The following is a 23,759-nucleotide window of genomic DNA, read 5'->3' as shown; positions in this document are numbered from 1 at the left end:
GAGAAGCACCAGTTATGCCTCACTGCATAAAAAGCGGCCAGCAACCTACAGGCTGCCGGCCGGGAAAACTTTATACTTTTTCACTGTCCTCTTGACGGGTAGCGGTTCATTTCTTTAAATCGGTGGGCCATTTCTTCACATTGATCTTCATCTATTGCTTCATTTGACAACTCTTTCAGCAGATTTATTAACTTGGCTTCGCGCTCTCTTGTTTGTTCAGATAACATCACTGGCACTCCATCTGCTCAATTAAGCTGAAAGGAATTTCCTGCTTAACGCCTCCTTGTTCAACGTATATCTGATACCACGGTTTTCCACGTTTATGCGTCATGCTGACCAGTCGGCTGACCGAACAATTCAGATATCCGGCGAGCGATGCATCCAAAACCGCTTTATCCTCCGCCCTAATTCCTATCTCATCATTATCATACCGTCTGTCGATATCCATGCCACCATAAGCACAGTAGTCATAATACACTTCCGGAACGACCGGGCCAAACTGCCACGCATAGATCTTATCATCAAATAATTTCTTATCCGCACGTTTGCGATACTCGATCCAAACAAAGTAAAGTAGCTTTTGAAGTTTTAGGTTGCTTACCGGTCTTTCCTCGACCGAACACTTGTTGATGATATATTGAGCAACTTGCTTCGCGGAATACATACGCTCACCTCCTTGTATTATAGAGTAGTAGTTTTTAGGGACCCTCTCCAAGGTCTGTGCTACACTGTAAGGGATGCTGTGGATTGGTTCGCACCTCCTACCGCAAGACGGTTCACGAAAGGCTCCAACCACAGTCCTTTACCAGTTTGTTAATCAGTTAGATACCGCCAGACGGTTTATGTTGAACAAGGTTACAAGCGTAAAGCGTCCTGTGGAATTCAGCATCAAATAAATCCTTTGGAGGTATCATTATGATCTGTGTGGGAATTGACGTGGCCAAGGACAAGCATGACTGCTTCATCCTCAGCTCGGACGGCGAAGTCCTTGCGGATGTGTTCACCATCCAAAACAATGCGGAAGGCTTTGACACCCTCTTGCAGACGATTCGTCTCTGCACCAGACCTCAAGACATAATAAAAGTAGGACTTGAGGCTACCGGACACTACAGCTACAACATCCTCGGATTTCTGCTTGACAAAGATCTGGCCACCTACGTCATCAATCCGCTGCACACCAACCTTTACCGTAAAAGCCTCAGCCTTCGCAAAACGAAGACAGACCGTGTTGATGCACGAACCATTGCAACTATGCTCATGTCTGATGTGGACCTCAAGTCCTACACGGACACAGCATACCACAATGAGGAACTGAAGTCACTCACAAGATACAGATTCGATAAGGTTAAAGAGAGGGCTAAGCTAAAGCAATCTGTTTCTCGTTTGGTTACCATCTTGTTTCCTGAACTGGAAAAGTTGGTTCCAACTCTCCACATGGCCTCTGTTTACGCACTTCTTAGCGAGTTTCCAGGAGCCAAGCAGATTGCAGGTGTTCATCTGACTCGGTTGAAGACACTCCTGAAAGAAGCATCCAGAGGGCACTACGGACGGGATATGGCAACGGAACTTCGAGATGCTGCCAGACTCTCTGTTGGCTCTGTTATGCCCGCTAAATCTCTGGAGCTACAGCATACCATCCGGTTGATTCGGGAACTGGATGCGGAAATTGACGACATTGAAGCGGCCATTCAGATTATGATGGATGAAATTCATTCTCCCATTACAACCATCCCCGGCATTGGCATTCGCATGGGCGCTATGATCCTGGCCGAGATTGGTGACTTCTCTCGCTTTGATTCTCCGGATAAGATTTTGGCCTATGCCGGTATGTCGCCGTCTACTTACCAATCCGGACAACTCTCCTTATCCGGGACTTACTCGCACATGGAGAAACGCGGCTCCAGATATCTGCGCTATGCGATCTACAACGCTACTAAATACGTTTGCCTTTGGGATCCAACCTTCTCTGCCTATCTCGCCAAGAAGCGAGCCGAAGGCAAGCACTACAACGTAGCGATTTCTCATGCCGCCAAAAAGCTGGTGCGCCTTATCTACGCCATGGAGAAGTCCCAGAGACCCTATGCCGCAGCATAACCTCGTTGCTTTCATAGTTCTGCGGAGGCGTCCTAACGGACGTCAGCTTTGCTATACCTTTTTTGATCCGTCTACGTTTTTTGCCAATCCATATTTTTAGCCTTGACTTTTAATAGTTAGTCTTTCACAATTATTTTATCACGAATACCGTAAAATTCAATAACTTTCCGTAAAATTCTCCACCGCTTACACATAGGCTCACCTCATGTTTATTCACGACCTATTACCGCAATCTATCTGGAAACGTTATGTTTATCCACAAAGGATTTTCCCTTCACCCATACTGCTATTTATGCTCAAGTTTACCCTTGAATGATCAAACATGTACAAATTAAGCCCCGACCATCCGGTCGGGGCTTTCCTGTGTCCAAATTGAACACCGTTATTTCACGGCGGCGGCCAGCTTCTTGACCAGCGCATCGCCGTACCGGTATTTGAGCAAATACTCCATCGTGCTTTCTTCTAAACCACACGCGGCCTGCAATGCCTTGATTGCCGCCTGCACCTCGCTGTCCGCATCCGGTACGGCTGCGCGCGTCTGCGGCGCAACGATGCCCGGCACCTTTGTCTTGGCATCATACGTCACGCCGTACCCCGCCTGCGCCAAATCTGCCAGCTGAACATAATTATAGCCCGCCTTCTCAATCACGTCGCAAGTGTAGTTCTTGCCGTCAATGCAGACAGTTTTCTTTTCGACCACTTCGTCGTCCTCCTTCTCAACCGTTTTGCCGAAGCCTTCCGCCACGCCGTCCGCAATCGCGTGCGCAATGTCGTAAAACTTCGCCTTGTATAGCTTCATATCGTCCGCGTCGTCCACAAAGCACGTCTCAATCAGCGCATGGCTGATGCCCTTGCGGTGCACGGTATTCATCACCAGCAAATCGCCGCGCCGCTTGACACCCCGGCTGGTAAAGCCCAGTGCCGCGATGCGGCGGCAGATTGCCTGCTCCACCGTGATGCCGGTCTCCCCGGTATGCACCAGCACCTCCACGCCCGTGGTTTTGCCGTTGCCCGTGGGGTCGTTTGCCGCCGCGTTGAGGTGCAGCTCGATCACATAGCCTACCCCGGACAGCGGCAGGCTGCCGCCGTTCTTCAGCACTTTGTAGGCGTCGTTTTTCTGGTCGTACATCACGACCTCAAAGCCGTAATTGCGCAGCAGTGGCGCGATGGCGGTCGCCATACGGCGGGTCTCGACGGCTTCTGTGTAGCCGCAGCCGACTGCGCCAGAATCATATGGACTGCCGCCATGCCCTGCAATCAGTAAAATTTTCATACGCACTCCTCTCCGGGGTAAAGAAAACGCCCTGTAGGTTTGTCAAACATATTGGACAGTGAACTCTAAAGGAGAAAGCCAACCCAGAGGCCTCATGGGAAAGTTATTGGAGCAGCGGTTATGGACAGCAAGCTGCTTTGTGAAGTCTTGGAGGGAGTAAAAGCAGTGGGAAGAATAGAAACGCTTTTGATCCTCCCTGTGACTACGCTCCACCTTGCCGTTGTGGCGTGGGGTGTAGGGACGGATGAGCTTATGCCGGATGCCCAGCTCGGCAGTGGTGACCTCAAACAGGGTGGGCAGATCCCGCCTGCTGTTGGAAAAGCGGTTGGTGACCTCAAAACCGTTGTCCGTCTGGACGCATTCCACCCGAATGCCTCGGCGGGCGTACCACTTGAACAACTTTTTCAGGAAATCAGTGGAAGAAAAGGTGTTTTGCTCTGGGTAAGCAGCCAGAAATCGCAGGCGGGTAAACTCGTCAATGGCAGTGTACTGGTAGAGGCGGAGTTGCGAGTCTGCAATACATTTGCGGGGCACCACCTTTACGTCCACCTGGACCCGCTGGCCGGGATAGGTCATCTGCTCGTAAGTCTTTGGTTTATACACTTTTTTCTTTGAAGCATCAGGAAATAGCCCCAATTTGCGCATGACTCGGAACAAACTCTCCGGACGGCGGGTATAACCACGTAGCCGCAGCCGATGCCACAGCTCCACCATGCCAAGGTTGGGATTGCGGCGGCGCATATTGCGGATTAGTTTCAGTTCTGCATCTGTGTGCTGATTGGGATGGCCGTGCGGCCGCCGGGACTGGCAGGACAGAGATTTCACCGTGCCATCCCATCGAGCTTTCCAGAAGTAAATGTACGACCGGCTTTTGTTGTACTTCCGGCTGGCGCGACTGACGCCGTATTTCTCTGCGTACTTCATTAGAGATTGCCGATACGCCATGTCCTGTGTTATACTCTTGCTCATGAAGGATATGGCCCCCTTTTCGTCAAGTTAAGTGTCGCAACTCAACTTTAACCGATGAGGCTCTATCCTTCATCCTTTTTTATTCAACTGTCCAAGATGTATTGTACTTCTACATCCTCCTCTCCGGGGCAAAGAAAACGCCCCACCTTGACTTTGGCGGGACGCGTGGTATAATATCTTATGCAAGGGGCGCTGTCGGCAGACGGCTGACCCAAAATCAGTTGTTACAAAGTAACCGCTACATTTTGGTCGATGGGGCGGTTACTTTGCATTTATGGTGAATATGTAAAGCAAAACTGCTATACATACGAAGAAACGAAATAGTTTCATCCCCATATGCACCACCTCCTTTTTACAGGAGAGTGGTCAACCGCCCGCCGCTGGGAACGACAGCGCCCGACATATTATATCATCGCGCGCCGCGCTGTGTCAATTTGCCGCCTTTGGGCGGCTTTTTCATTTTACGAAGAATATCAATGTCCTGTTCGGATTATTGCTCCGTTTGCGCCTTGACTTCGGGCAGGCCCGCGACGCTGGTCAGCAGCGACACGATGCCCGCCAGCGCCGCGCCGGAAAACACCATTGCCCAGTTCACCTCGCCCATGGCGGCCGCGGCGCCAATCACGCCGATTGCGGACTGTGCTACGGTCTTGACCGCACGCACACCTGCCGCCTTAATCCACAGCTTAGTCTTTTCGCTCATTGTTATTCCTCCTGTTCCAAGTCCTTCAGCCTATGGTTAATCACTTTGATCTGCTCCTCGACCACCGGCATACGCTGCGCAAAATGATTGTGCTCGCGCACTTCACGCGTCAGATCTTCCAGCTTGGCCTCGGTCACCGCCTGCGAGGTTTTGATCGCCTCATCCGTTCGGCGGCTGGCCGCAAGGTTGGATATCATCACGCCGATCAGCGCCATGCCGCCCGTAATAATGGCCACAATAATATCTGTATTCATCGGAAGGGGGTGGGTGAATGCCCGCCCCGTCACCTCCTCCCGCTTACAGGCCGAGCAGCTTTCTGTCGGCTGCGCTCAGCAGCTCCGGCACACCGGTCTGCACGCTGCGCCAGTGCTTGTACTGTGCGCGGGCAAGGTCATTGTGCTTCAGGCCGTGCTTCTTGTCGTACTTATCGAGGCACACGCCGATGTCACCGCCCATGCTTGCCACTTCCTTGTGATTCTTGATGTAGATGTTGTTCGGGTACATATTTTTTACTTCCTTTCCGGCCTTTTGGCCAACGTATTTCATAAATAAGAGGATCCTCCCCCTATCTTGCCGTCCTTTGGTCAAACACGCATAGGCATCACCCCCTCAATGTTTCAGCCATGATGCCAACCGGTGCAAGGCGTTCTCGAGCCACACGGCTGCTGCGCTGAGGAAAAACCACGCGACCGCGAATTGCAAACACACCTGCCCCCAGAGGTTCAGCGGCATGTCGGAATAGTCCCACACATTCCAGCCGAGCCAGCGGTTGACCACCAGCCCCACCAGCAGTTCGAGCACGGTCACAATCATCGCGCCCTCCAGCATTTGCAGCCACATCGGCGGGTGGTCTTGCCACTCGTCCAGCAGGCCAATGAGGGCGAAACACACCCCGCCCAGCACGCCCATACTCCAATGGGTGCACCCGCGCCAGAGGGTTTCGATACCCATGTACACCACGCCGCCGATGACGGCAAGCACGATATGTAACAGCAGTTTTTTCACATGACAGCCCCCGTTTCCGCTACCGCGCCCGCCTGCGTCATAATCTCCTGCATGTGCGCCGCGAGGTCGTCCGGCAGCTCTGCGCCATAGGTGATGCCCGCCAGCTCCGTCGCGTCCGCGCGCCTGATCCAGTCAAACAGGTGGTTGCAGTAGGTTGTGTGGTACATGATATGCGCAACACTGGCCTGCGAAATCGCAGTAATCTCGTCTGCTGTGAAAATGCGGCACCGCGCGTCGTCCGCGTGATACGGATAGGCCGCCGCGCCGTTGTCTACCGCGTTTTTCGCGGTTGTCAGGTTGATCTGGTCTTTCTCCGTCAGCGAGAAATGCTCGGTGCCCTGCGTGGTGGTGACGTCCATGCCCGCATAGATGGCGGCTTCACTTGCCGCAGATATTTCGGCATGCTTGGCCACACGCAGGGTCGGGAGCTTGTCTGCTTCGATCTCCTCGTCGCTGCGCAGCACCGGCACTCTGTTCACGAGCTTATAGCGCGGTATTCCATCCCCATTGTACAGACCGCCATCAAAATAATGGCTCTGACATAGATTGTACTTATCCCCTATACCCTCGTCGATCTGTACCCAGCCCGTCAGGTCAGCGGGCATTGTGTATCCACCGCCGCATTGTATAATTCGATCTCGAACATCAGTTAAAACATAGACCTTTGATGCGTTTTCACTCATAACTCAACCTCACAATTCAGCTGTTAAATATATACTATTAACAAAAAATGTTGTAATTGGAGTTCCGGGGGGAATGCTTGCTGAATCAGGATTGGAGCACTCAAATTTTATTTGTGTTCCACCTACTGAATAAATTCTCAAATTTGACGGGTTAAAATCACCATATTGACCTTTTATACTCCTTACATACATTGTGGATTGTCCTGAAATAGCTGGAATTGTTCGCATACAAACAGGCAAATCTATGGTGAATAACAAAGCATCTCCTGCTCCAGATACCGAACCATACAAATCACGATTGTTGGCAATCGGGAAGAAGTACTGTTGGCACTTCGCCAGCTGCGACGCATAATCGCTTTCCGGCTGCGGCAGCAAACGCCATGTGCCGTCGATGTCTTGATACGCCAGTGTCTGGGTCGAACCAATCTCTAATTTGACTGCTTGCAACAAAAATCCTGTCGTTGATGCACTTGATGCCCCGCCATAATAAAATCTTATGCGCAAAGTATCATCGACACGTGCCACATTCAATGTCATATACTTTGCCTCTGTTCCAATTTGTATTGTTTTGGAAAGGTCAGATGACCAGCCTGCGCCAACTGTATCGCAATAGCAGACTCCATCGACAAGACAAGATAGTGTGAGTTCTTTTCCCTCCAGATTCCCTAACGGGATTTTTTCATCAAGCCCAGCATAACTTGTCGCATCAGCTGTCTTTTCAAAATAAACCCCGTTTTCCTTTAACGTCAACTGCCCGACTGTCCCTATCATGCTCCATCTGTCTATTGTGCTGACTTGTCCTGTGTATTCTGTTTTCCCTTGCTGGTTAACCGGAACATTACCGGCAGTGCCGCCACCGATAAAAATAGCGTTGTCCAGCAGATTCGGCCGCACCCCCGCCCCCAGCGCCGCAAGCGCTGCCTGCGGGGTTGTCGCGCCCGTGCCGCCCTGCGCAACCGGCACCGCGCCGTTATCGCCAAGGCCCGCTACGCCGTTCGGCTGGCCGACCATGCCGATGCTCACAAGCCCCACCGGGTCGAGCGTCACCGTCACCTCACTCGCGTTGCCGAACTGGAACACGAATGCCCAGTCAATCGTAAAGCCGGGCGACTGCGCCGCTGTCGGGATGGGGTCGCCGGTTTCGTCGGTCACGGTGGCATACAGCACTTCCTCGCCCGTGGGCGCGCCGTCCGTCACGCGCCGGACGTAAAACCGCAGCTCGGTCATCGTGAAGCCGGTCTCTACGCCCGCGTTCGTCAGCAGCACCGGCACGCGGCACTTGGGGCCGTCCACCGTGCAGGGCGCTTGCAGCGTCAAGTCCAGCCGCTCCACGCCCTCCGCGTCCGCCGCGGCCGCGCGCGTGAAAGTAAGGCCGTCGCCCGTGCCCAGCAACGCTGCTTGCAGCGCGTTTCCTTCTGGAGTCAGCCCCGCGGCCGTCCATTTTACAGGGGTTTCGCTCATCTATTGCACCTCGATTTCTGTATAAATCCTGTTCTTTGTGCCGGTCAGCGCGGCGTATTGTACCGCCCCCGCCGTCCGCTTCCACTGTTCTACCTCCGCATCGGGATAGACCGTGCGGCGGCTCGACGCGATGACCGTACACACCTCCGCCTGCGTCTCGCGCAACAGCTTGACCGCCACCGCAAACGCGATGTGCGCCGGGATGACTTCGCGGAGCGATTCGATCATCGCGTCCAGCGCCGTCGGGGACGCGCCGGACGAGACAAACTGAAACTGCATGCGGTGCTCGCGCGGGAACTCCTCCACCGTGGACACCGCGCCCGCCGCGTAAGCCGCTGCTACGTTCGCCAGCATTGCCCGCGTGGTCGTCTGCGGCGCGCGCATCTTGGCCTTGACCCGGCCGCGCCGGTCATCCAGCGTGTCGGCCGCCTGTGGGGTGACGCCATATTCGCGCTCCCAGTAGACGATGCCCCATGTCGCGGTGTCGATACATAGCTGCGCCAGCCAGTCGAGCGCCCGCGCGCGGAACACCTCGCCCAGCACCCATATCACGCCCGCCGCCGCGCCCACCTCCGGGCTGTTGAAGTACCGTTCGGGCAGCAGGTCGGTCAGCCTACGCGCCATCGTCCGCCGCCTCCTCTGCGATGCCATTCACCGTCACCGTGCCGAGCATGGGGATTTCATTCGCGTCCAGCGGCACATTGTCCGTGCCGCCGCCCACCAGCAGCTCCGCGCAATCGGTCACGCCGGGCAAGCCCATGACGAGCGCCAGCACGCGGTTGTACACCACCTCTGCGCCCTCGGTGAACGCGATCGAGCCAAGGTATTCGACCAGCCGTTCGGTCAACTCCTTTTCGGTGTTCAATTTGGACACCGTGCCGTCGGTCGTGACCGTGACACTGACCGTAACCGGCACACCTGCCGCGCTCTCGACCGTCACCTCGGCGGTGACCGGTCGCTGCGTCTCGATGTAGGCCGCGACCTCTGCGCGCAGTTCTTCTTCGACCGGCCGCAGCGCCATGTCCGCGATGATGACCTTGACCGTGCCCGGCCCGTCCCAGCAGCGGATGACCGCCGCCGCGCCCACGCCGTTGACCTCGAGCGCCCACTGGTGATAGTGCTGCTCATTGCCCGAGGTCGGCGGCGTCTTTTTGTAGGCATCCAGACGGGCAAAGAGCGCGGCGTCCATCTCCGGATCAGTGCCGCCCACAGCGGCTTCTTCGTTGGTCAGGGCGGTAACACCGCTGACCGCCTGCTGCATGCTGATGATCGCGCCCGCGGAGACATTGTACGCCGTGCCGACCGCGTCCGCCGTCGCCGTGACCGTGCCGCGGCCGTCCTCGTCCAGCGTGAGCGCTTCGTCGGTCGCAAAGCCCAGCCCGTCCTGCGTCACGCACAGCGTGCCCACCGGAATGGTCGTGCCCGCCGAGCCGATGAAGGTCAGCAGAACACTCGCCGCCGTGCCCGGTTTGCGCGTGATGCCGTAGCCCGCCGCGTTCTTGTCGAGGAAGCGCCCGCTCGTCTCGTCCACAAACGAAATCGGCACCTGCGCGCGCAACGCCTGCAAGCCCTCCCAGAACACATAAGCTCCGGGCGCAAGAATGATTTGCAGCAGGCTTCCCTCGCCCGTGTACAATCCCAGCTCGTCCTCGATAAAGGCGCGCAGCATGTCTTGGATGCTCTCAGGCGTCAGGCTGTCGAAGTCCTGCGCAAGCAGCGTCGCTTTGAGCGCGTCCAGCTGCGTCTGCAAGGTTTCTGCATTATCCGCCATCGGTTTCCACCTCCATTTTCACCTCACCGTACACGCTTTGGATGGCAAAGCCGACCGTCAGCCGGTCACCCACCACGGCAATCGTCGTGCCGGTCACCGCTGTGATATAAGGACAGGCGAGCAGACATTCCTCGATATAGCGCTGCACCTCGGCGCGCTTGGTCTCCGCCTGATAGCCCTGCCCGATCAGCATGTAGGTTTCGTTGCCGTAGTTCGCGGAAAAGCACGGCCAGAGGAACCGCTCGGTGTGCAGCGCGTTCCACGCCCACACCGCGACCGCCTCGGCCCGCTCGACTACGACCGGCACGCCCTGCCGCAGGATGGGAACATCGTTTGCGAAATCCCACGCGCATTCGCGCAGCACGGGCAGCTCTGCCGCCGGGGCGGTTGCCGTCGGCTGCAAAAACGGAAAAATACTTTCCTCGGCCATGGCTTACCCTCCTTCCATGATGAGCAGCACATCGTAGTGCTGCCGGTCCGCCGAGCGCAGCAGCAGAACACGGTCGCCGCGCGCCACACCGTGCGCATGCCTGCCGCAAAGCCCAAATCGTCCTCATCGAGGGACAGGCCGTCCGCCTGCACGGCAACCTCGCCGTCGTGCTCGATATCTTTTGTGACGTGGCCGAACACCAGCGCCGCACCCGTCCCGCTCGACTGCGCCGCATCCGGGTCGGGCAGGCAGCGTGCCAACTCGGCTACCTGGCTCATGTCTCCACCTCGCTTCCGCTCTCGCTCTCGCGCATCTCGTTCTTGAAATTCAGCGTCAGGCGGCAGGTGTACACCCCGTTCTGCCAGACGTGCGTGTCCTCGTCAATCCAGCAGGTGTTCGCAAGGCCGGTGTACGGCTCGGCAATATAAATCGTGTTACCGGTGATGAGCTTTGTGTGCCCGAGACAGGTCACGCTGGCGCGCCGCTCGACGCCATTATCCGCGAGGATTTCTTTTGCCTCGGCGGTCGCGTCCTCGCCGTCCGACTGCGTCAGCACGTCGGCCAGCAGGCCGTATCGTTTGACCGCCGCGTTGTCGGAAATCTCGCGCACAAAGTTGCCGTCGCTGTCCACGATAATGACGCGGTTTTTCATGTTCTCGATGCTCTCGCCGTAGGTCGCGGTCTGCAAATTCGTCCCGCGCTGCAAAATCACCGACTGCGGCGTCACCGTGCGCTCAATCACATCCAGCCGCAGCCCGGAAAACCGCAGCAGGTACTTCTTGCCGGTTTGCTGGCTGGCGAGTGTGTAGGCCGTGTCGATGATGCGGTAAATTTCGGTGGCCGAAAACTTGCGCCGGATGGCGACGCCCGTCTGCGCCAGCGACCCAACCGGCACGCCGTAGGTGCTGCACAGCTGCCGCGTGATGGTTTCGGGCGTCTCGCCCGTGTACTTGCGGCTCGCGCGGCTGTTCTTCAGATAAAAACCGAAGTCGTAGCAGGTGACCGACATCGTGGATGCGTCGGTCGATTTGTCCTTGCTGGCCACCACCCCGGCAAACAGCGTTTCATTGCCCACGCCCATCGAAATGCCGCCGCCGAGCGGCAGATAGACGTAAGGCAGGCGCGGGTCGGTGGCCGAGACGATCATCTCCAGCTCGAGCGTGCGGCACACGCTGTCCACGTCGCCCGACCACGTGATGCGCCGGAACATATGCGACACGTCCCACTCGCCCTGGTCATTGCGCACCCGCACCCACGGGTGCACATACTGGTATTGCTCCATATCTCCCGCCCTCCTTTACAGCGCCGACGCGGGCGGGATTTTCAAAACGCTTCCGTCGTAGATGAGGTTGGGATTGGGGATGCCGTTATAGGCGGCGAGTTTGGGGTACAGGTTCGCGTTACCGTAATACTTGCGGCAGATGCCGGAGAGTGTGTCCCCCGCCTGCACCGTGTGGTTCTGCACTGCGGTCTGCGCGGGCGTTTCGGTCGCGCGGGCGGGCGTGGACACGGTCGCCGCCTGTCCGAAGGACGTGCCCTCGTCTCCCACCAGCCGCACGGGGTTTGGCTGACGGTGCCGCCGCATGGTCAACACGCAGTAGTAGTCGCCCGTGCCCTCCTGCTGGCGGTATTGCAGGTTCTCGAGCAGCACCTCGCACTGCGTGCGGCTGTCCGAGACGATAAACCGGCACACCTCTTTCCGGTCGCCTGTCAGCTCAAAAAAGTCGATATAATGGAACGGTTCAAGCACCGTGGTCGGGTCGTTAAAGGGGTACGCCTGCACGGGCAGCATGAACTCCAGCCGCTCGGTGAACAGCGTGCGGTCGCCCGCGAGATGCACGTCCCCGAAGCCGGTGAGGTTGACCGTCTCGATGTTCACGCCGCGGTCGATGATATATTCCTTGGGTGTCACCGGCAGCACGACCTCCTGCCCGGTGGTCAGGTTGACAAAGATGATGCGGCGCTTGCGGGGACGATAGGCTGCCGCCTGCTGGGCGGCCAGCGTGCCTACCGTACCACCGATGATGGCGCCGCCGATGATGCCGCCTGTGATGGACATGGGGCGTTCCTCCTTTCGCCTGTTATGTGCGCAGCGTGCGCCGCGCGGCTAAGATGCGCGCCGCGACCGCCTCGGCAATCGCCGGGATGTCGCTGTCCCGCCGGACGGTGTAATTGCCGCCCAGATTGATGACCACGCCGCCCGTGCCGCCCTGATCCTGCGCCCGCGCTTCGCGCGCGGTCAGCACGCGCTCGCCCTCGTGCAGCAGATAGAGCGTGTTATCGCGCGGCACGCGGTTTTCGCCGATGGCCGTCGGCTTCCATGGACCCAGTGGATCACTCGAATAAACACCACCACTGTTACTATCCGTTGATGTACTGTACACCACCGGCACGGTGATCGTATCCGGCACATAAGCATTGGTTGCTGAACTGATGCCTTCGGTTAGCTTTTGACCGAGTGAATATCCCGCGTTTTTATACGCATCGCCAGCACCGGCAGCGATACCGTCTGCCAAAGCGATATTGGCAGCGGTCATTGTATCAGCAGCGCCGGAGGTCATATAGGCGCTATACGCCAGTGACTCCGCATTGCCCTTGAGGGCGGCCAATTCTTCGCTTGCTGCGAACACCTCTTCATCGGATGATGCCGAACTTTCGATAGTAGCTATTGCGTTCATGTATCGCTGGTGCAAATCTTCGACCTGCGCCGCAATCCGGGCATCCATATCCGCGGGTATTTCGCCGTTGAACATACCGTCGAACACATCTTGATACATCTGCTGCTGGAGATTTTCCGCCTCAGCTTTTGCCCAGCCTATTTGCTCGTTCATCTCCATCATCTTCTGCCCGGCTTCGCCTTCGAGCCAGTCGATCTGGTCGGACATGCCGATTTTCTTTTCCTCGTTATAACCTCTGCCCGCCGCATTTTGCAGTTCTTGATTCCAGCCCTCGAGCGTGGAGGATAGCCCCTCAAAGGTCTTGCTCTGCTGCTCCACGGCGCCGGAGTACATCTGCTCCATATAGGACTGGATGATTTGCACGGCTTCGGTGCCTGCGATGCCACCGCCCGAAATCATGGCGTAGGCGTCGCTCTTGCTCACGCCCTTGGCACTCGCCAGCGCGCCGACTGCGTCAATGCCGCGATCTTGCAAAATATCCAAATCTTCGCGGGTTGTCAAATTGCTCGAACGCATGCGGCCTAAGGCAGTCGCAATATAGGTCATGTCCGCCGCCGTCATGCCGTTAACCGCGCCCGCGCCGCCCATCGAGCGCAGCGCGGGAAGCATTTCATCGGCAGTGTAACCGTAGGTCTTGAGCGTCTTGCTCATAGCCGTCAGGTCGCTGTACTGGAAAGGCGTGGTGTTGGCCATGGTTTTCAGTTCACTTAAATATTGCTGCGCTGTGTCCTTGGAGCCGAACAGCGTCGTGAATGACGTAAGGTCGGTCTCGCGCTGCCCGGCGAGCGCCGAGCCGCTTTCCAGATCGGCTGCCTGGCGCTCCTGCACAGCGTTGTACTGATCCTGCACATAGCTTTTGAACGCCTCGTCGCGGCTTTCAAACTTCTGCGTCGCGGCTTCGATGCCGCCGGACACTACGCCAATGAGACCGCCCGCAGCCGCACCGATGGCGGTGCCAAGCCCCGGCCCACCGATCATAGTGCCGATCGACGCGCCCGTGGTCGCGCCCGAAATCGCGCCGCCCAGCACAGACTGAATCGCCGCGCCGTCGGTCGTGCCGTAATACGAGCTGAAAAACGCGCCTGCCGCACCCAATAGGCTGTTGCTCAGCATATCGCCAAAGCCCGTGTTCGCCAGCGCCGAGCCGACCGTGCCCAGCATCGAGCCGGAGCTATCCGCCTTGGCACTGCTCCCTCCCGCCGCGCTTTGCCGGTTGGCAATTTTGCTGTTCGTACCGGCGAGCGTCCGCATGCTTTTCTCTGCTTCGGTCGCATTCGCATTGACCGCTTTCAGCTGGCTGGTCAGATTATTCAGCTCAAACTGCTTATCCTTCATGGACAGCTCATCCGCTGCGTCTCCCGTTTCTTCAAAGCGTTTTTTTGCTTCTCGCAGCTCATTTTTGACCTTTGTCATATTGAGCTGCACGGAAACGCGCGTCTTATTCAGAGTATCAAGGCTTTGCTGCAACGACTCTATGCTCTTCACGCCCGTGCGCGTTGCATCTGCGATCTTTTTGAGGGTCGTGGTGTAGTTATCCTTCGCGCTCAGCACAATCGAAACGTCAGGCATGGGCGTCGGCCTCCTCCCGGTGCAGTTTTTCGCTCTCCGCCCGCCAGCGGATGCCCTCCAGCGCCTTGGGCAGGCACTCGGCCATGACAAACGCTTGCAGCACCAGCTTTTCGCCGAGCGGGAGCTTCAGATAGTCGGACGGCAAGACGTGATGCTGCCGAAACAGCAGATACATCAAAAACGTCTCGTCGTCCTCTCTCAGTTTTTTTCGATGTCCGCCAGCAGTTCGAGCGTGGACGCACGGTAGCCGGACAGCTTTTCAATTGCGGCCTGCAAGTCCTCGATCTCGCCCGCGCGCAGCATCTTGCGCACCACCTCATAGGGCGTCACCGCGCCGCATGCCTGCTGCAAACGCTCATCGCGCAGGTTGGGTTCGACCACGCCCGCCGTGATGATCGCCGCGGCGAAATCCGCGCCGCTCGACATCTGCTGGATCTCGCGCACCTGGTTAAAGCTCAGCTCGCGGATGCGGAACACGACCGGATTGCCGTCCGCGTCCGTCCAGCTCTTAAACTGCAAAAGCTGCTCGCCGGGAGCGCGCTTGCATGCGTCCAGCAGGCGTTCTACTGTGGTCGGGGTTTTCTTTTCGTTTGCCATATCAGACTGGCTCCTTTCCATTCCACGCGCCGCAGCGCGCTTGTGATTCATAAAATCCGGGAGCATGTATCTCGGATTTTATACCAGTCAGGGAAAAGTTTCGCTCGTCGGAACTTTCCCCTGTCCGGACGCATCCGCGTCCTGCGCGGTGCGTTCCCTCGCCCGAAAGCGTGGTTTCGGGCGAATCATTTCGGCTGAATTACATCAAGATAGTCCCAGCGCGTAAAGGTAAACGGACACTCGATCTGGCCTTTGGCGGCCAGCTCCCAGTCCGCGAGCGTCAGGTCGTCAAACGATGCGTCGTAGATGACCACGCGCTCGGCGCCGTAGGCATCCGGGTCGTCGAGCAGTGAAACCAGCTTGACGCGCGTATCCTTGCCTGCCTTGAGGTTGTCGCTCATTTTGACCGCCATGCGGCTGTTTACCTTGTGGAACCGAATTGTACCCGTGCCCTTGGCGCTCATCAGCTTGGTATCGACCATGAACTGGCAGCACATCGGCACATCTTCTTTATTCGCCGCTACCTTGGCCTGCATGCCGAGCGTTTCACCGCACAGCTCGTCGTCCATCCATGCCTGCCCGTGCGTGCCCGAAATGACACGCGCGGCAGAATCCATACTTGCACTCATGTCTGCACCTCCCTTTTATACTGTAATGCGGATTGTGACATCCTCGATGGCGTCCACAATCGTGAACTTGCCCACGAGGAACACATGCGAGCCGGTGTCCGCGTGGCGCAGCTCGTCGTCGCTCATTTCGTCGCCCGCCGCGCCCAGGTAGTCGCGCACAGCCTCGGTGTCGATGTCGAGCGACGAGCCGCCCTCGAGCAGGATGCCCGCCGCCTCCAGCGTGTGGAAATAACTGCGCCCCGCTGTCACCAGCAGCATGCGGTTGTCGTAGGTGTTGGCCACCTTGCCGATAAAGGTGTCCTCAATGGTCGCGCGGAAGTCCGCGTCTACGCGGTCGATGACCTCGAGCGCCTTGATCTTCTGAAAAATCGCGCCGTGGTCGAGCCGCGTCGTGGTCAGCGAGTTGACCGCACGCGCGATTTTGACCTGCCGCCCGTCGTGAATCAGAATCAGCTTGCCCGCGTCAATGGCCGCGTCCGCTGTTTCCTTGTCCAGCCGGGTGATGTCGGTCAGCTCGGGCAACGGCGCGTAGGTCGCGCTCATATTCCACGGCGTGCCCGCAATCAGGCCCGCCATGCGCGAGCAGTACTGAGCCGCCGTGAAGTCGTCCTCGCCGTCGGTCATGCCGTCCGCGTCGAAGTTGATGACCGGGTCATAGTCCGCCACCGTCTTGGGCAGCACGCACTTGATATGGCTGTGCGCCGCGCGCACCTCCTTGAGCCACATCACCATTGCCTGCGCTTCGTCTTCGGTCAGATCGGGCGGGCCGACCAGATAATCGACCTGCTGCGTCTCAAAGTAGGCGAGCGCCTTGGCAAGGTTCGTATCCTCCGCGTCGGTGACGTACAGATACACCGCCTTGGGCGGGTTGATGTAGCCGAGGAAGGCGCGCGTCAGGTAGGCGCGGTTTTCCTCGCTCAGCGCTTCGGGGATTTTGCCCACACGGGGCAGGTAGTGCGCGCCCGTCTGCGTGGTGTCGCGCACGATCACGCCGACATAGCCCTTGTCGCCCATGGCGATAGTGGCCTGCGCGGCGGTCTGGAATGTAATATCAATCGAAGGCAGTCCCATGTATTATTCCTCCTTTGTCTGGTTCGGCTGCGCGCCGAACGCCACGTTCGTGATAAGCGACTGTGTGATGGGCGCGGCCGGACGGTCGTCCTCGTAGGTGACGGTGATCGTCACGTCCGTGATGTCGCGCGACCGGGACACATCCACGCGGTCGGCGGTCAGCTTGCGGTCGCCGCAATGAAGCGCGCCGCGCTGCAAAAACGCCGCGGTCAGCGTTTCGGTCACGTCGTACAGGCGGGCGGTTTGGGTTTCATACCGGTCGCCCACCTCGTCGATGCACTGCACGGTGACCTTCTGCTCGACCTCGACCACCGCCGCCGTGCGGCTGGTAATCTTGCGCCCTGCCGGGCACAGGAAAAAGCTCGGCCGCTCGAACTGCTCGGGCAGCACATCGGTGTACACCGTGCGGTCGGGATAGAGCCGCATAAGGATCGCGTTGATCTCGTCCATGATCTCTTTGATGGTCAGCATTTATCCTCCCTTCAGTCGGCCCGCGCCCGCGCGTCGGACAGCTCCAGTTTGGTTATCGCTTGCATGTGTTCACCTCGCTTTGCCCATATGCGTAATGGTTGACCGCGGTTTTTCCCCGTGGGGAAACCATCCTGCACGGATGGGGCCTGCGGCCTTCCGCCCCTGTCCCGAAACTTTCTCGGGGCGGAGGTCGGTTCGGGAAAGCCATGAATTTCCCGCCGGATTCGTGCGCGATCTCGGCAATGGTTTTCATATCGTGCCCTCCTTTTTGTCAAATGAAAAAGCCGACCGACCACACCCACACTTGGGTTTGGTCAATCGGCTCTTGGCTCAATGGCGCTTGGCGCTTGGTTCTGGTGGAATATTCACTTTCAGTTCGTGCCTGCACGCTCTGCACTTGTGCGGCAAATTGTGCGCCGTGGTGTCCGGTTCAACCGGGAAAAGTTTCTTGCCACAATACGGGCAGCAGTACCAACCGTTCTTAATCATGGGCAGCTCCTTATCTTTTCGTATACGCGGTTTTTCGAGTTTATCGAGGTGGTTTTGGCTTTTTCTCCATGCCCCTGTGCCCGTTTTGATGATGTTTCAGAATATCCGCAGATTTCGGATTTGTCAAGGTGAATTTTTCCATTCCAAAACCAACGAAACACCCGCATAAACAGACTATTCGCGGCCCAACCCCATACCGTCTGACATTCGCCGCAATTGCGGCAGACCATCCGCCGCAGCGGGTCGCGGGTCAGCGGCGTCGGGTCTGAAACATCACGATCTGCCTTTTCCGCAAGCGATGCCGGCGCATGTTCATACGTTTTCTGACTGTATTTCATTTCATTTTCACTCTCCTCAGCTTCTCCCACTGTTTATTTGCGGCGCGGAACTCGGCCAGTGCCTTAAAATCCTTTTCCGGGATGGACGGCGCAGCGGGCTATGTGGTTTCAATTTTCGTCTGCTGATACGGCTCATCCTCCATCTGGACAACCTGCGCCTCGTCAAAGCCGTCCCACTGCTCGACAAACCGCTGATACCGCCCCTCGAACCAGAACGGCAGCGTGCGGCGCGAGCCGTCGCGGTTTTTCGCGATCTTGATGACGCGCAGCTGGTCGGCGTCGCACGCCTTGAACTGTTCCGGCGTTTTCAGCTTCTTCCGATCCGGCGCGCCGATGCGCAGCACCGCGTCCGCGTCCTGCAAAATCTGCCCTGAGCCGCGCAGGTCGCCCGACCGGTTGAGCTGGCTGAGCGCCAGCACCACGCGCCCCGACCGCGTCAGCTGTTGCAGCGTCTTGGTGCTGTGCGTAATCGTGGTGTACTCGTCCGCGCGCGGGTCGGACGGCTCGATCAGCTGCAAATAGTCGATGATCGCCACGTCGGTGCGCGTCGCCTTGACGTCGGCTGCGATCTGCTCGGCCGTGCAGCCGCTCGCATGCACGATGCGAAACGGCAGGTTGAGCAGCTTGGCCTTGGCCCGCGCCTGCTGCTCCAACTCGGGCGCGGTGAACCGGTGCGCCTTGATGTGCCCCAGATCGACCAGCGCGGTGCGCGCCATGATGCGCTGCATCAGACGGCGCTTGTCCGTTTCCAGCGTGTAAAACGTCACGCGCGCCTGCCGCGCCAGTGCTACGGCAACCGACAGTGCAAACGCGGTTTTGCCTGCCGACGGCTCAGCGGACAGGATGACATACTGCCCAAGGTTCAGCTCGGTTTCCAGCGCCTGCGTGACCGACGGGAAGCCCCAGTCGAGGAACTTCGGCCGCTCGTCCATCTGCGAAAAGTAGTCCAGCAGCAACGCGTTCATGTCGCTGCCGCGATCCTCGCTGCCGGATGCCAGCACGGTCTGCATGCGCTCGACCAGCGCGGCGACTTCGGGCAGCGGCGCGGCATAGGCGATGTTTGACCGCGTCTCGTGCAGCAGCGCGTCCAGCCGGTAGCGGATGGCGCAGTCGCGCAGCTGGCGGACATAGGCGGCGCAGTTGCTGGGCGTCATCATCATGTCGGCCAGGTCTTTGACCAGCTCGATGTACTCCGTCCCGCACGCGGCGCGCACGGTGTACGGGTCGATCTGGTCATTTCGGGCGAACATCGCCCGACAGGTGTCGAAAATGTACCGTCGCTCGCCGTTGAGGAAGTCCTCCGAGCGCACCTGCCGAAACACGTCGGCAGCGTTCATCGGCGCGTCCGCGATCAGCGCGCCCAGCACGCTTTGCTCCGCGTCGTTGTGCAGCTTGAGCGCTTCTTCCGTCAAAGCCATGTGTACTCGTCCTCCTTGCGTTCAGGCGGGCTCGGCGGCGTGGGGCTGCCCTCCGGCTCGTCCTCCCAGCGGCGGGCGTTGAGCCACGTTGCCGGGTTGGGTACATAACGAGCACCGTCCTTCGTCCACTGCTCGGACTGTGTTTGCCACCGTAAGGCCGCCAGCATTTTGTCCAGCAGTGCCCGGTCAGGCTTCAGTCGATCGAATGCCCGCTGCGCCGGTTGCTTGGCAACGTGCTTGGGGTAAGCCGCCCAGAATTCATCGAACAGCCCGTCGTCCCCTTTGGGGACTATAGGGGTATTATTCTTTCTTGTATTATTCTTCCTATTATATTGGTAGAAGTTTTCTTCCATAGGGTCAGGAAGTTTTTCTCCATACCTATGGAAATTTGCTTCTATAGAGGTCTGCACCTTTTCCGCGGCGGCACGGGCGTTTTCCTGCACCCAGATTTTACGCGCTGCGACTGCGCCCTTGGCGTCCCGCTCGACCTCGATGCAGATATAACCCGCGTCTGCGAGCGCGCCCACCGTCGCGCTGATCGTGCGCTTGGATTTGCCGAACTGCGTGGCGAAATAGTCGTTGGTCGCGTCGCAGTATCCCTTCTTGTTGCACAGCGCGGTGATATCGCTGTACAGCAGCTTTGCAAAGTCAGACAGACCTGTGTCATAGCGCACGTCTGCTGTCAGAACCGAAAAATATCTCGGACTTGGCATGATGCGCCGCCTCCTTTCTTGTCCGGCACGCTCACCGCCGCCACCGCCGTTCCATCGGCTGGCTGAGCCTGTCCACCAGCATGCCAAGAGCGAGGTAGGCGCAGCCCACCCCGAGCATGGCGAGGATGGCATAGATCATACCGCCACCTCCCCTGACAATTGCTCTCGCAGTTCTCTTTCCGCCCGCTCAATCGAGCTGCGCAAGTGCGTGACAAATCCATCCCACAGCAATAGTTGCGCGGCCAAATCAAAAGATAGTCCCATTTCCGCAGCTAACGCCGCAATGCGCGGCTCCAGATCCTCCGGGATCTCAAATTTCACCTCTACGAGCTTCATGTTTTCCCTTTCCCCCGGCGCGGCCCTCTTGACAGCGCCGGGCTTTTCCGGTATCCTGTAAGTAAGTTCATTTTTGCTTGCGCCTGTCGGTGGTCTCAACACCGGCGGGCGTTTTTTCTTTCAGCAAGCTGATCAGATCAACCGTGGCGCTGTTCTGCCCCTCCGGGATGCCGAATGCAGCCTTGCGCTCTGGATGCTGGGTGACCATCTGCGACACAATGCGGCTGACATTGTTCCCAATCTGCTGCTTGACCTGCTCCCATTCCTCCGGGTCGATCACTAGATTTCCGTCAAAATCGCGCACCGGTACAACCGTTCCATCCGGTCGAAGAAGCTCGCTGCGCCCACGCAGCGGCTTGGACTTGTTTGCCATCCGCTTTCACCTCCTGATTGCATTGTATTCGGTCGGGCTTGGTCACTTTTCCACTTGTGTCAGACTGGCAATCCACGCCATTTCGGTCAAGCAAGCCCGGCGCAGCATGCGCCCAAAAATGGCCTGAAACTTCGGGAACTCCTCGTCGTCGATCTTGCGGTCGAGCGCGATTCGCGCCAGCTCGTGTGCGTCCCGGCGCTCCCGTTCCCCGTCTTCGGCCTCTAAGCCTACCTCAATCGCCAGCTGCTGCAATTCCACATCGCTCTCCGGACGATGCCATACACAGCCTAACGGACAGCGGTTGCAATAATACCCATGCAGCCATGGCGCACGGTACACTTCGGCCATCTGCGCCACTTTCTCTGGCGACGGCTCCCGGCTCTCCTGCTCGATGCCCTGCAAACAGCGCACCGACCAGCCCAAACGCTCCGCTGCGGCTTCCTGCGTCAGACCCGCACCCTCACGGGCAGCCTGATACTTATTCTGGTATTCCTTCATCGTGGTGCTTCCCTCCTTTCCGTGGTATAATGCGGGCATACGGTTGGTGATGCCCTTTTCTGGTATTTTCCTGCCCCCTGTGGTAAAATTCAGGGGAAAGGAAGTATAGAAATGCTTAACACCATACTGGAAGATCCCGTCGAAATCATTACAGCGTTAATATCGCTGATTTCTGTTTTAATTGCATTCTATGGCGTACAGACAGGCTATCGAATTGCAAATTTCCAGACTCGATTTCAGAAAAAGTCTGACGCATACGACCAATTTGTCCATGCTTTTGCAACCTATGTGTATATGCCTTCCATACAGGCCAAAGAAGCGCTTACCTCCGCGTTATTCACCGCTGCGCTATTTGCCCCTCCGCATGTGATACGCGCACTAAACGCAACTGTGTCCGTTGTGTTCGAAGAGCACTGGCGTGCGCCTGGTGGTCCCGCTGCGATAGATGAGATTATCGACAAGGTCATCCACATACTACACGATGATATTCAGCATGAACGTTAATCACCAACCCTGAAAAAGATCATGAATAAGATTTCGGCAGCAAAGTACAGCAAACAATCCGATCAGTGAAACCACGAGACATGCCATTCCTCGTCTTCCTCCTTTTGCCGCTCTTGCAGCCGCTTTTGGATTGCACGAACATACAGCCATTCATCCAGCGCCAGACAAAGAGCAATGAGTGAAATAATCAGCGCGAGTATTTTGAACAGCACCTATCTCACCTCCATTTCGTTGCTTTATGTTGGCGACTACCCCGCCTCCTTTTCCGGCTCGTCCGCGTACAGCTCGTCGATAGTGCAGCCGAGAAAGGCCGCAATCTTCGGGAAAAAGCGCGGGCGCGGATATGTGCCCTCTGCTTCCCACTTGGTGACTGTGCTGCGATCTACACCCAGCGCGTCGGCCATGGCCTGCTGGGTCGCACCGATTGCTTCGCGTTTGGTTTGGATAGATTTCATCGTTTTCACCCCGTTCTAATGGTTGCTTGCCCTTTTCCACTCCTTGTGTTACCATGGAATGGGAAAGGAGGTGTCAATAATGGCTGATAACAGCAGTTTCCCGTCTAAAAAGTATGAAGTTTTTGCTATGCTCTATGTGCAATCGCAGGATTTGAGCCAAAAGTCTCCCGTTGAAACTGCCGAAATGTACGAGCAGGCATATAGCGAAATTTCTCACTATTACGGGAAAAAGCTCAATGAAAGCATACAAGATGGGAATTGGTCTCTTTAATTTGTCACCTCCATTTGCAGCAATGCCTCTTTAACGTGGTCGAGCAGCAACTGAGCTGTTACAATTTTCAGGCCATCCAACGCTTTGAGAATCACGGCAGCCCGTTCCACTTCATAATCCTGAAACAGCTTATCATCAATGCTAACGATCTTTCCGTCCTCCACGATGATTTTTCTAAAGTCTTGCATCCCCTCTCACCTCCATTTCTTTTGCGACGTTACTTCGCATTTTATGTTTGTATTATAGCGACTTTTCTTCACAACACCAAGTATTTTATAAAATATTTTCGAGTTTCTTGAAATGTGAATTTTCTTCACCTATAATTACTTACAGGGTGATAGCATGAATAATCTTCGATCTGTCCGCAAATCTGATCCTCGAAAATTAACTCAACAGGATATCGCAGATTGGCTTGGCATTGAACGATCCACATACGGAAAATATGAAACAGGTCACAGCGAACCAACTTTCGATACTTTATGTAGATTGGCAGATTTCTTTAACGTATCTGTTGAATATCTTATGGGACGAACAGACATTAAAAAAACGCCTATCTCTAAAGTGACAGACGTTTCCGGGGTTTGGGCTGAAGCACAACAATTATTGGAAAATGCCCCACCAGATAAAGCAAAAGAGGCTATGAAGATTTTGCGGGTGCTATTATCTCCTGAAGAACATGAAGAATAATAACAGCGGCGGCGGGATTCGCTGTTTGATTTGCTAATCTTTTTAATTCTTCCAATTCATTCATTTTTCAGCCCTCCCAAAAATCGAACAAGCGTTTGTTTCTTCATAATACACTACATCTTGGATTTTGGCAAGGGAAAATCAATATATTGCATATCATTGATTGTAGGAGTACAATACATCTTGGACAGTTGAATAAAAAAGGGATGAAGGATAAGGCCTCATCGGTTAAAGTTGAGTTGCTACACTTAACTTGACGAGAGGGGGCCATAT

General features: G+C 56.7%; 36 protein-coding genes. 4 read left to right on the top strand and 32 right to left on the bottom strand.

What is annotated here, in order from left to right:
• Positions 1 to 80: 80 nt before the first annotated feature.
• Together ACTQ3V_RS12710 and ACTQ3V_RS12705 are read right to left on the bottom strand one after the other, a co-directional pair.
• Entirely contained in the window at positions 81 to 227 is a 147-nt protein-coding gene (locus tag ACTQ3V_RS12710; RefSeq protein WP_441467843.1) for a hypothetical protein, read from the bottom strand.
• A complete protein-coding gene (locus ACTQ3V_RS12705; protein ID WP_441467842.1) occupies positions 227 to 664 on the bottom strand; it encodes a Panacea domain-containing protein in 438 nt (145 codons plus the stop codon). The genes ACTQ3V_RS12710 and ACTQ3V_RS12705 overlap by 1 nt, the downstream gene beginning before the upstream one ends.
• A 251-nt stretch (positions 665 to 915) precedes the next feature.
• Between ACTQ3V_RS12705 and ACTQ3V_RS12700 the strand changes: the two genes are divergently transcribed.
• Complete coding sequence (locus ACTQ3V_RS12700) at positions 916 to 2,094, top strand: IS110 family RNA-guided transposase (protein WP_441467841.1); 1,179 nt, start codon at positions 916 to 918, stop codon at positions 2,092 to 2,094.
• A 382-nt stretch (positions 2,095 to 2,476) separates the two neighbouring features.
• Here ACTQ3V_RS12700 and ACTQ3V_RS12695 read toward each other — a convergent pair whose 3' ends face one another.
• From ACTQ3V_RS12695 to ACTQ3V_RS12565, 27 genes are all read right to left on the bottom strand, one after another.
• Positions 2,477 to 3,367 (bottom strand): N-acetylmuramoyl-L-alanine amidase, encoded by an 891-nt coding sequence (locus ACTQ3V_RS12695; RefSeq protein WP_441467840.1) that lies wholly within the window; start codon positions 3,365 to 3,367, stop codon positions 2,477 to 2,479.
• A gap of 42 nt (positions 3,368 to 3,409) precedes the next feature.
• Positions 3,410 to 4,336 (bottom strand): DDE-type integrase/transposase/recombinase, encoded by a 927-nt coding sequence (locus ACTQ3V_RS12690; protein WP_441467839.1) that lies wholly within the window; start codon positions 4,334 to 4,336, stop codon positions 3,410 to 3,412.
• Between the two features lie 490 nt (positions 4,337 to 4,826).
• Positions 4,827 to 5,039, bottom strand: coding sequence for a holin (locus tag ACTQ3V_RS12685; protein ID WP_302665541.1), 213 nt, complete (start codon positions 5,037 to 5,039; stop codon positions 4,827 to 4,829).
• 2 nt (positions 5,040 to 5,041) lie between these two features.
• Entirely contained in the window at positions 5,042 to 5,293 is a 252-nt protein-coding gene (locus tag ACTQ3V_RS12680) for a hypothetical protein (RefSeq protein WP_441467845.1), read from the bottom strand.
• A 43-nt stretch (positions 5,294 to 5,336) separates the two neighbouring features.
• Complete coding sequence (locus ACTQ3V_RS12675; RefSeq protein ID WP_441467838.1) at positions 5,337 to 5,585, bottom strand: hypothetical protein; 249 nt, start codon at positions 5,583 to 5,585, stop codon at positions 5,337 to 5,339.
• Between the two features lie 63 nt (positions 5,586 to 5,648).
• Complete coding sequence (locus ACTQ3V_RS12670; protein WP_441467837.1) at positions 5,649 to 6,044, bottom strand: putative ABC transporter permease; 396 nt, start codon at positions 6,042 to 6,044, stop codon at positions 5,649 to 5,651.
• Positions 6,041 to 6,727 carry a DUF4376 domain-containing protein gene (locus tag ACTQ3V_RS12665; protein WP_441467836.1) on the bottom strand — a complete coding sequence of 229 codons (687 nt, stop codon included), beginning with the start codon at positions 6,725 to 6,727 and terminating at the stop codon, positions 6,041 to 6,043. Before ACTQ3V_RS12665 ends, ACTQ3V_RS12670 begins: the two co-directional genes overlap by 4 nt.
• 9 nt (positions 6,728 to 6,736) lie before the next feature.
• Positions 6,737 to 8,188, bottom strand: a complete 1,452-nt coding sequence (locus tag ACTQ3V_RS12660; protein ID WP_441467835.1) for a hypothetical protein — start codon at positions 8,186 to 8,188, stop codon at positions 6,737 to 6,739.
• Positions 8,189 to 8,812 carry a putative phage tail protein gene (locus ACTQ3V_RS12655; protein ID WP_441467834.1) on the bottom strand — a complete coding sequence of 208 codons (624 nt, stop codon included), beginning with the start codon at positions 8,810 to 8,812 and terminating at the stop codon, positions 8,189 to 8,191.
• On the bottom strand, positions 8,802 to 9,959 hold the full coding sequence (locus tag ACTQ3V_RS12650) for a baseplate J/gp47 family protein (protein WP_441467833.1): 1,158 nt from the start codon (positions 9,957 to 9,959) through the stop codon (positions 8,802 to 8,804). The genes ACTQ3V_RS12655 and ACTQ3V_RS12650 overlap by 11 nt, the downstream gene beginning before the upstream one ends.
• Positions 9,949 to 10,266: a DUF2634 domain-containing protein gene (locus tag ACTQ3V_RS12645; protein ID WP_441467844.1), complete on the bottom strand. Its 318-nt coding sequence runs from the start codon at positions 10,264 to 10,266 to the stop codon at positions 9,949 to 9,951. Before ACTQ3V_RS12645 ends, ACTQ3V_RS12650 begins: the two co-directional genes overlap by 11 nt.
• The gene (locus ACTQ3V_RS12640) at positions 10,254 to 10,667 is read right to left on the bottom strand and encodes a hypothetical protein (RefSeq protein ID WP_441467832.1); all 414 of its coding nucleotides are present in this window, start codon (positions 10,665 to 10,667) and stop codon (positions 10,254 to 10,256) included. The genes ACTQ3V_RS12645 and ACTQ3V_RS12640 overlap by 13 nt, the downstream gene beginning before the upstream one ends.
• Positions 10,664 to 11,671 carry an XkdQ/YqbQ family protein gene (locus ACTQ3V_RS12635; RefSeq protein ID WP_441467831.1) on the bottom strand — a complete coding sequence of 336 codons (1,008 nt, stop codon included), beginning with the start codon at positions 11,669 to 11,671 and terminating at the stop codon, positions 10,664 to 10,666. Before ACTQ3V_RS12635 ends, ACTQ3V_RS12640 begins: the two co-directional genes overlap by 4 nt.
• Before the next feature lie 15 nt (positions 11,672 to 11,686).
• Entirely contained in the window at positions 11,687 to 12,448 is a 762-nt protein-coding gene (locus ACTQ3V_RS12630; protein WP_441467830.1) for a LysM peptidoglycan-binding domain-containing protein, read from the bottom strand.
• A 22-nt stretch (positions 12,449 to 12,470) separates the two neighbouring features.
• Positions 12,471 to 14,636, bottom strand: a complete 2,166-nt coding sequence (locus tag ACTQ3V_RS12625) for a tape measure protein (protein WP_441467829.1) — start codon at positions 14,634 to 14,636, stop codon at positions 12,471 to 12,473.
• Positions 14,629 to 14,811 carry a hypothetical protein gene (locus ACTQ3V_RS12620; protein WP_441467828.1) on the bottom strand — a complete coding sequence of 61 codons (183 nt, stop codon included), beginning with the start codon at positions 14,809 to 14,811 and terminating at the stop codon, positions 14,629 to 14,631. The genes ACTQ3V_RS12625 and ACTQ3V_RS12620 overlap by 8 nt, the downstream gene beginning before the upstream one ends.
• A gap of 23 nt (positions 14,812 to 14,834) precedes the next feature.
• Positions 14,835 to 15,233 carry a phage tail assembly chaperone gene (locus tag ACTQ3V_RS12615; protein ID WP_441467827.1) on the bottom strand — a complete coding sequence of 133 codons (399 nt, stop codon included), beginning with the start codon at positions 15,231 to 15,233 and terminating at the stop codon, positions 14,835 to 14,837.
• Between the two features lie 185 nt (positions 15,234 to 15,418).
• Positions 15,419 to 15,862 (bottom strand): phage tail tube protein, encoded by a 444-nt coding sequence (locus tag ACTQ3V_RS12610; protein WP_441467826.1) that lies wholly within the window; start codon positions 15,860 to 15,862, stop codon positions 15,419 to 15,421.
• Positions 15,863 to 15,877: 15 nt separating this feature from the next.
• On the bottom strand, positions 15,878 to 16,933 hold the full coding sequence (locus ACTQ3V_RS12605) for a phage tail sheath C-terminal domain-containing protein (RefSeq protein WP_441467825.1): 1,056 nt from the start codon (positions 16,931 to 16,933) through the stop codon (positions 15,878 to 15,880).
• A gap of 3 nt (positions 16,934 to 16,936) precedes the next feature.
• Entirely contained in the window at positions 16,937 to 17,404 is a 468-nt protein-coding gene (locus tag ACTQ3V_RS12600) for a phage tail terminator family protein (RefSeq protein WP_441467824.1), read from the bottom strand.
• Between the two features lie 52 nt (positions 17,405 to 17,456).
• The gene (locus ACTQ3V_RS12595) at positions 17,457 to 17,657 is read right to left on the bottom strand and encodes a hypothetical protein (RefSeq protein WP_441467823.1); all 201 of its coding nucleotides are present in this window, start codon (positions 17,655 to 17,657) and stop codon (positions 17,457 to 17,459) included.
• Between the two features lie 232 nt (positions 17,658 to 17,889).
• Positions 17,890 to 18,231 carry a hypothetical protein gene (locus ACTQ3V_RS12590; protein ID WP_441467822.1) on the bottom strand — a complete coding sequence of 114 codons (342 nt, stop codon included), beginning with the start codon at positions 18,229 to 18,231 and terminating at the stop codon, positions 17,890 to 17,892.
• 98 nt (positions 18,232 to 18,329) lie between these two features.
• Positions 18,330 to 19,649, bottom strand: coding sequence for a replicative DNA helicase (locus ACTQ3V_RS12585; RefSeq protein WP_441467821.1), 1,320 nt, complete (start codon positions 19,647 to 19,649; stop codon positions 18,330 to 18,332).
• Positions 19,640 to 20,362, bottom strand: coding sequence for a helix-turn-helix domain-containing protein (locus tag ACTQ3V_RS12580; protein ID WP_441467820.1), 723 nt, complete (start codon positions 20,360 to 20,362; stop codon positions 19,640 to 19,642). Before ACTQ3V_RS12580 ends, ACTQ3V_RS12585 begins: the two co-directional genes overlap by 10 nt.
• Positions 20,363 to 20,497: 135 nt before the next feature.
• Positions 20,498 to 20,698: a hypothetical protein gene (locus ACTQ3V_RS12575; protein ID WP_441467819.1), complete on the bottom strand. Its 201-nt coding sequence runs from the start codon at positions 20,696 to 20,698 to the stop codon at positions 20,498 to 20,500.
• Positions 20,699 to 20,765: 67 nt separating this feature from the next.
• A complete protein-coding gene (locus ACTQ3V_RS12570; RefSeq protein ID WP_441467818.1) occupies positions 20,766 to 21,071 on the bottom strand; it encodes a hypothetical protein in 306 nt (101 codons plus the stop codon).
• Between the two features lie 42 nt (positions 21,072 to 21,113).
• Entirely contained in the window at positions 21,114 to 21,569 is a 456-nt protein-coding gene (locus ACTQ3V_RS12565; RefSeq protein ID WP_441467817.1) for a helix-turn-helix domain-containing protein, read from the bottom strand.
• Positions 21,570 to 21,680: 111 nt separating this feature from the next.
• On the opposite strand from ACTQ3V_RS12565, the gene ACTQ3V_RS12560 reads away from it, so the two are divergent.
• Positions 21,681 to 22,073: a hypothetical protein gene (locus ACTQ3V_RS12560; RefSeq protein WP_441467816.1), complete on the top strand. Its 393-nt coding sequence runs from the start codon at positions 21,681 to 21,683 to the stop codon at positions 22,071 to 22,073.
• Positions 22,074 to 22,135: 62 nt separating this feature from the next.
• Here ACTQ3V_RS12560 and ACTQ3V_RS12555 read toward each other — a convergent pair whose 3' ends face one another.
• Both ACTQ3V_RS12555 and ACTQ3V_RS12550 read right to left on the bottom strand, forming a co-directional pair.
• On the bottom strand, positions 22,136 to 22,285 hold the full coding sequence (locus tag ACTQ3V_RS12555; RefSeq protein ID WP_441467815.1) for a hypothetical protein: 150 nt from the start codon (positions 22,283 to 22,285) through the stop codon (positions 22,136 to 22,138).
• Between the two features lie 36 nt (positions 22,286 to 22,321).
• Positions 22,322 to 22,528 carry a helix-turn-helix domain-containing protein gene (locus ACTQ3V_RS12550; protein WP_302666184.1) on the bottom strand — a complete coding sequence of 69 codons (207 nt, stop codon included), beginning with the start codon at positions 22,526 to 22,528 and terminating at the stop codon, positions 22,322 to 22,324.
• Positions 22,529 to 22,607: 79 nt separating this feature from the next.
• Here ACTQ3V_RS12550 and ACTQ3V_RS12545 point away from each other — a divergent pair, with 79 nt between their 5' ends.
• A complete protein-coding gene (locus ACTQ3V_RS12545; protein ID WP_441467814.1) occupies positions 22,608 to 22,799 on the top strand; it encodes a hypothetical protein in 192 nt (63 codons plus the stop codon).
• Here the strand turns inward: ACTQ3V_RS12545 and ACTQ3V_RS12540 are convergent.
• A complete protein-coding gene (locus ACTQ3V_RS12540) occupies positions 22,796 to 22,987 on the bottom strand; it encodes a hypothetical protein (protein WP_441467813.1) in 192 nt (63 codons plus the stop codon). The two genes, ACTQ3V_RS12545 and ACTQ3V_RS12540, sit on opposite strands and share 4 nt — an antisense overlap.
• 154 nt (positions 22,988 to 23,141) lie before the next feature.
• Between ACTQ3V_RS12540 and ACTQ3V_RS12535 the strand changes: the two genes are divergently transcribed.
• The gene (locus tag ACTQ3V_RS12535; protein WP_441467812.1) at positions 23,142 to 23,486 is read left to right on the top strand and encodes a helix-turn-helix domain-containing protein; all 345 of its coding nucleotides are present in this window, start codon (positions 23,142 to 23,144) and stop codon (positions 23,484 to 23,486) included.
• The last annotated feature ends 273 nt before the right edge of the window (positions 23,487 to 23,759 follow it).

Origin of the sequence: Candidatus Agathobaculum pullicola, assembly GCF_052117205.1 — a bacterium.
GTDB classification, from domain to species: Bacteria; Bacillota; Clostridia; order Oscillospirales; family Butyricicoccaceae; genus Agathobaculum; species Agathobaculum pullicola.
This window is presented reverse-complemented; position numbering and strand designations above follow the sequence as displayed.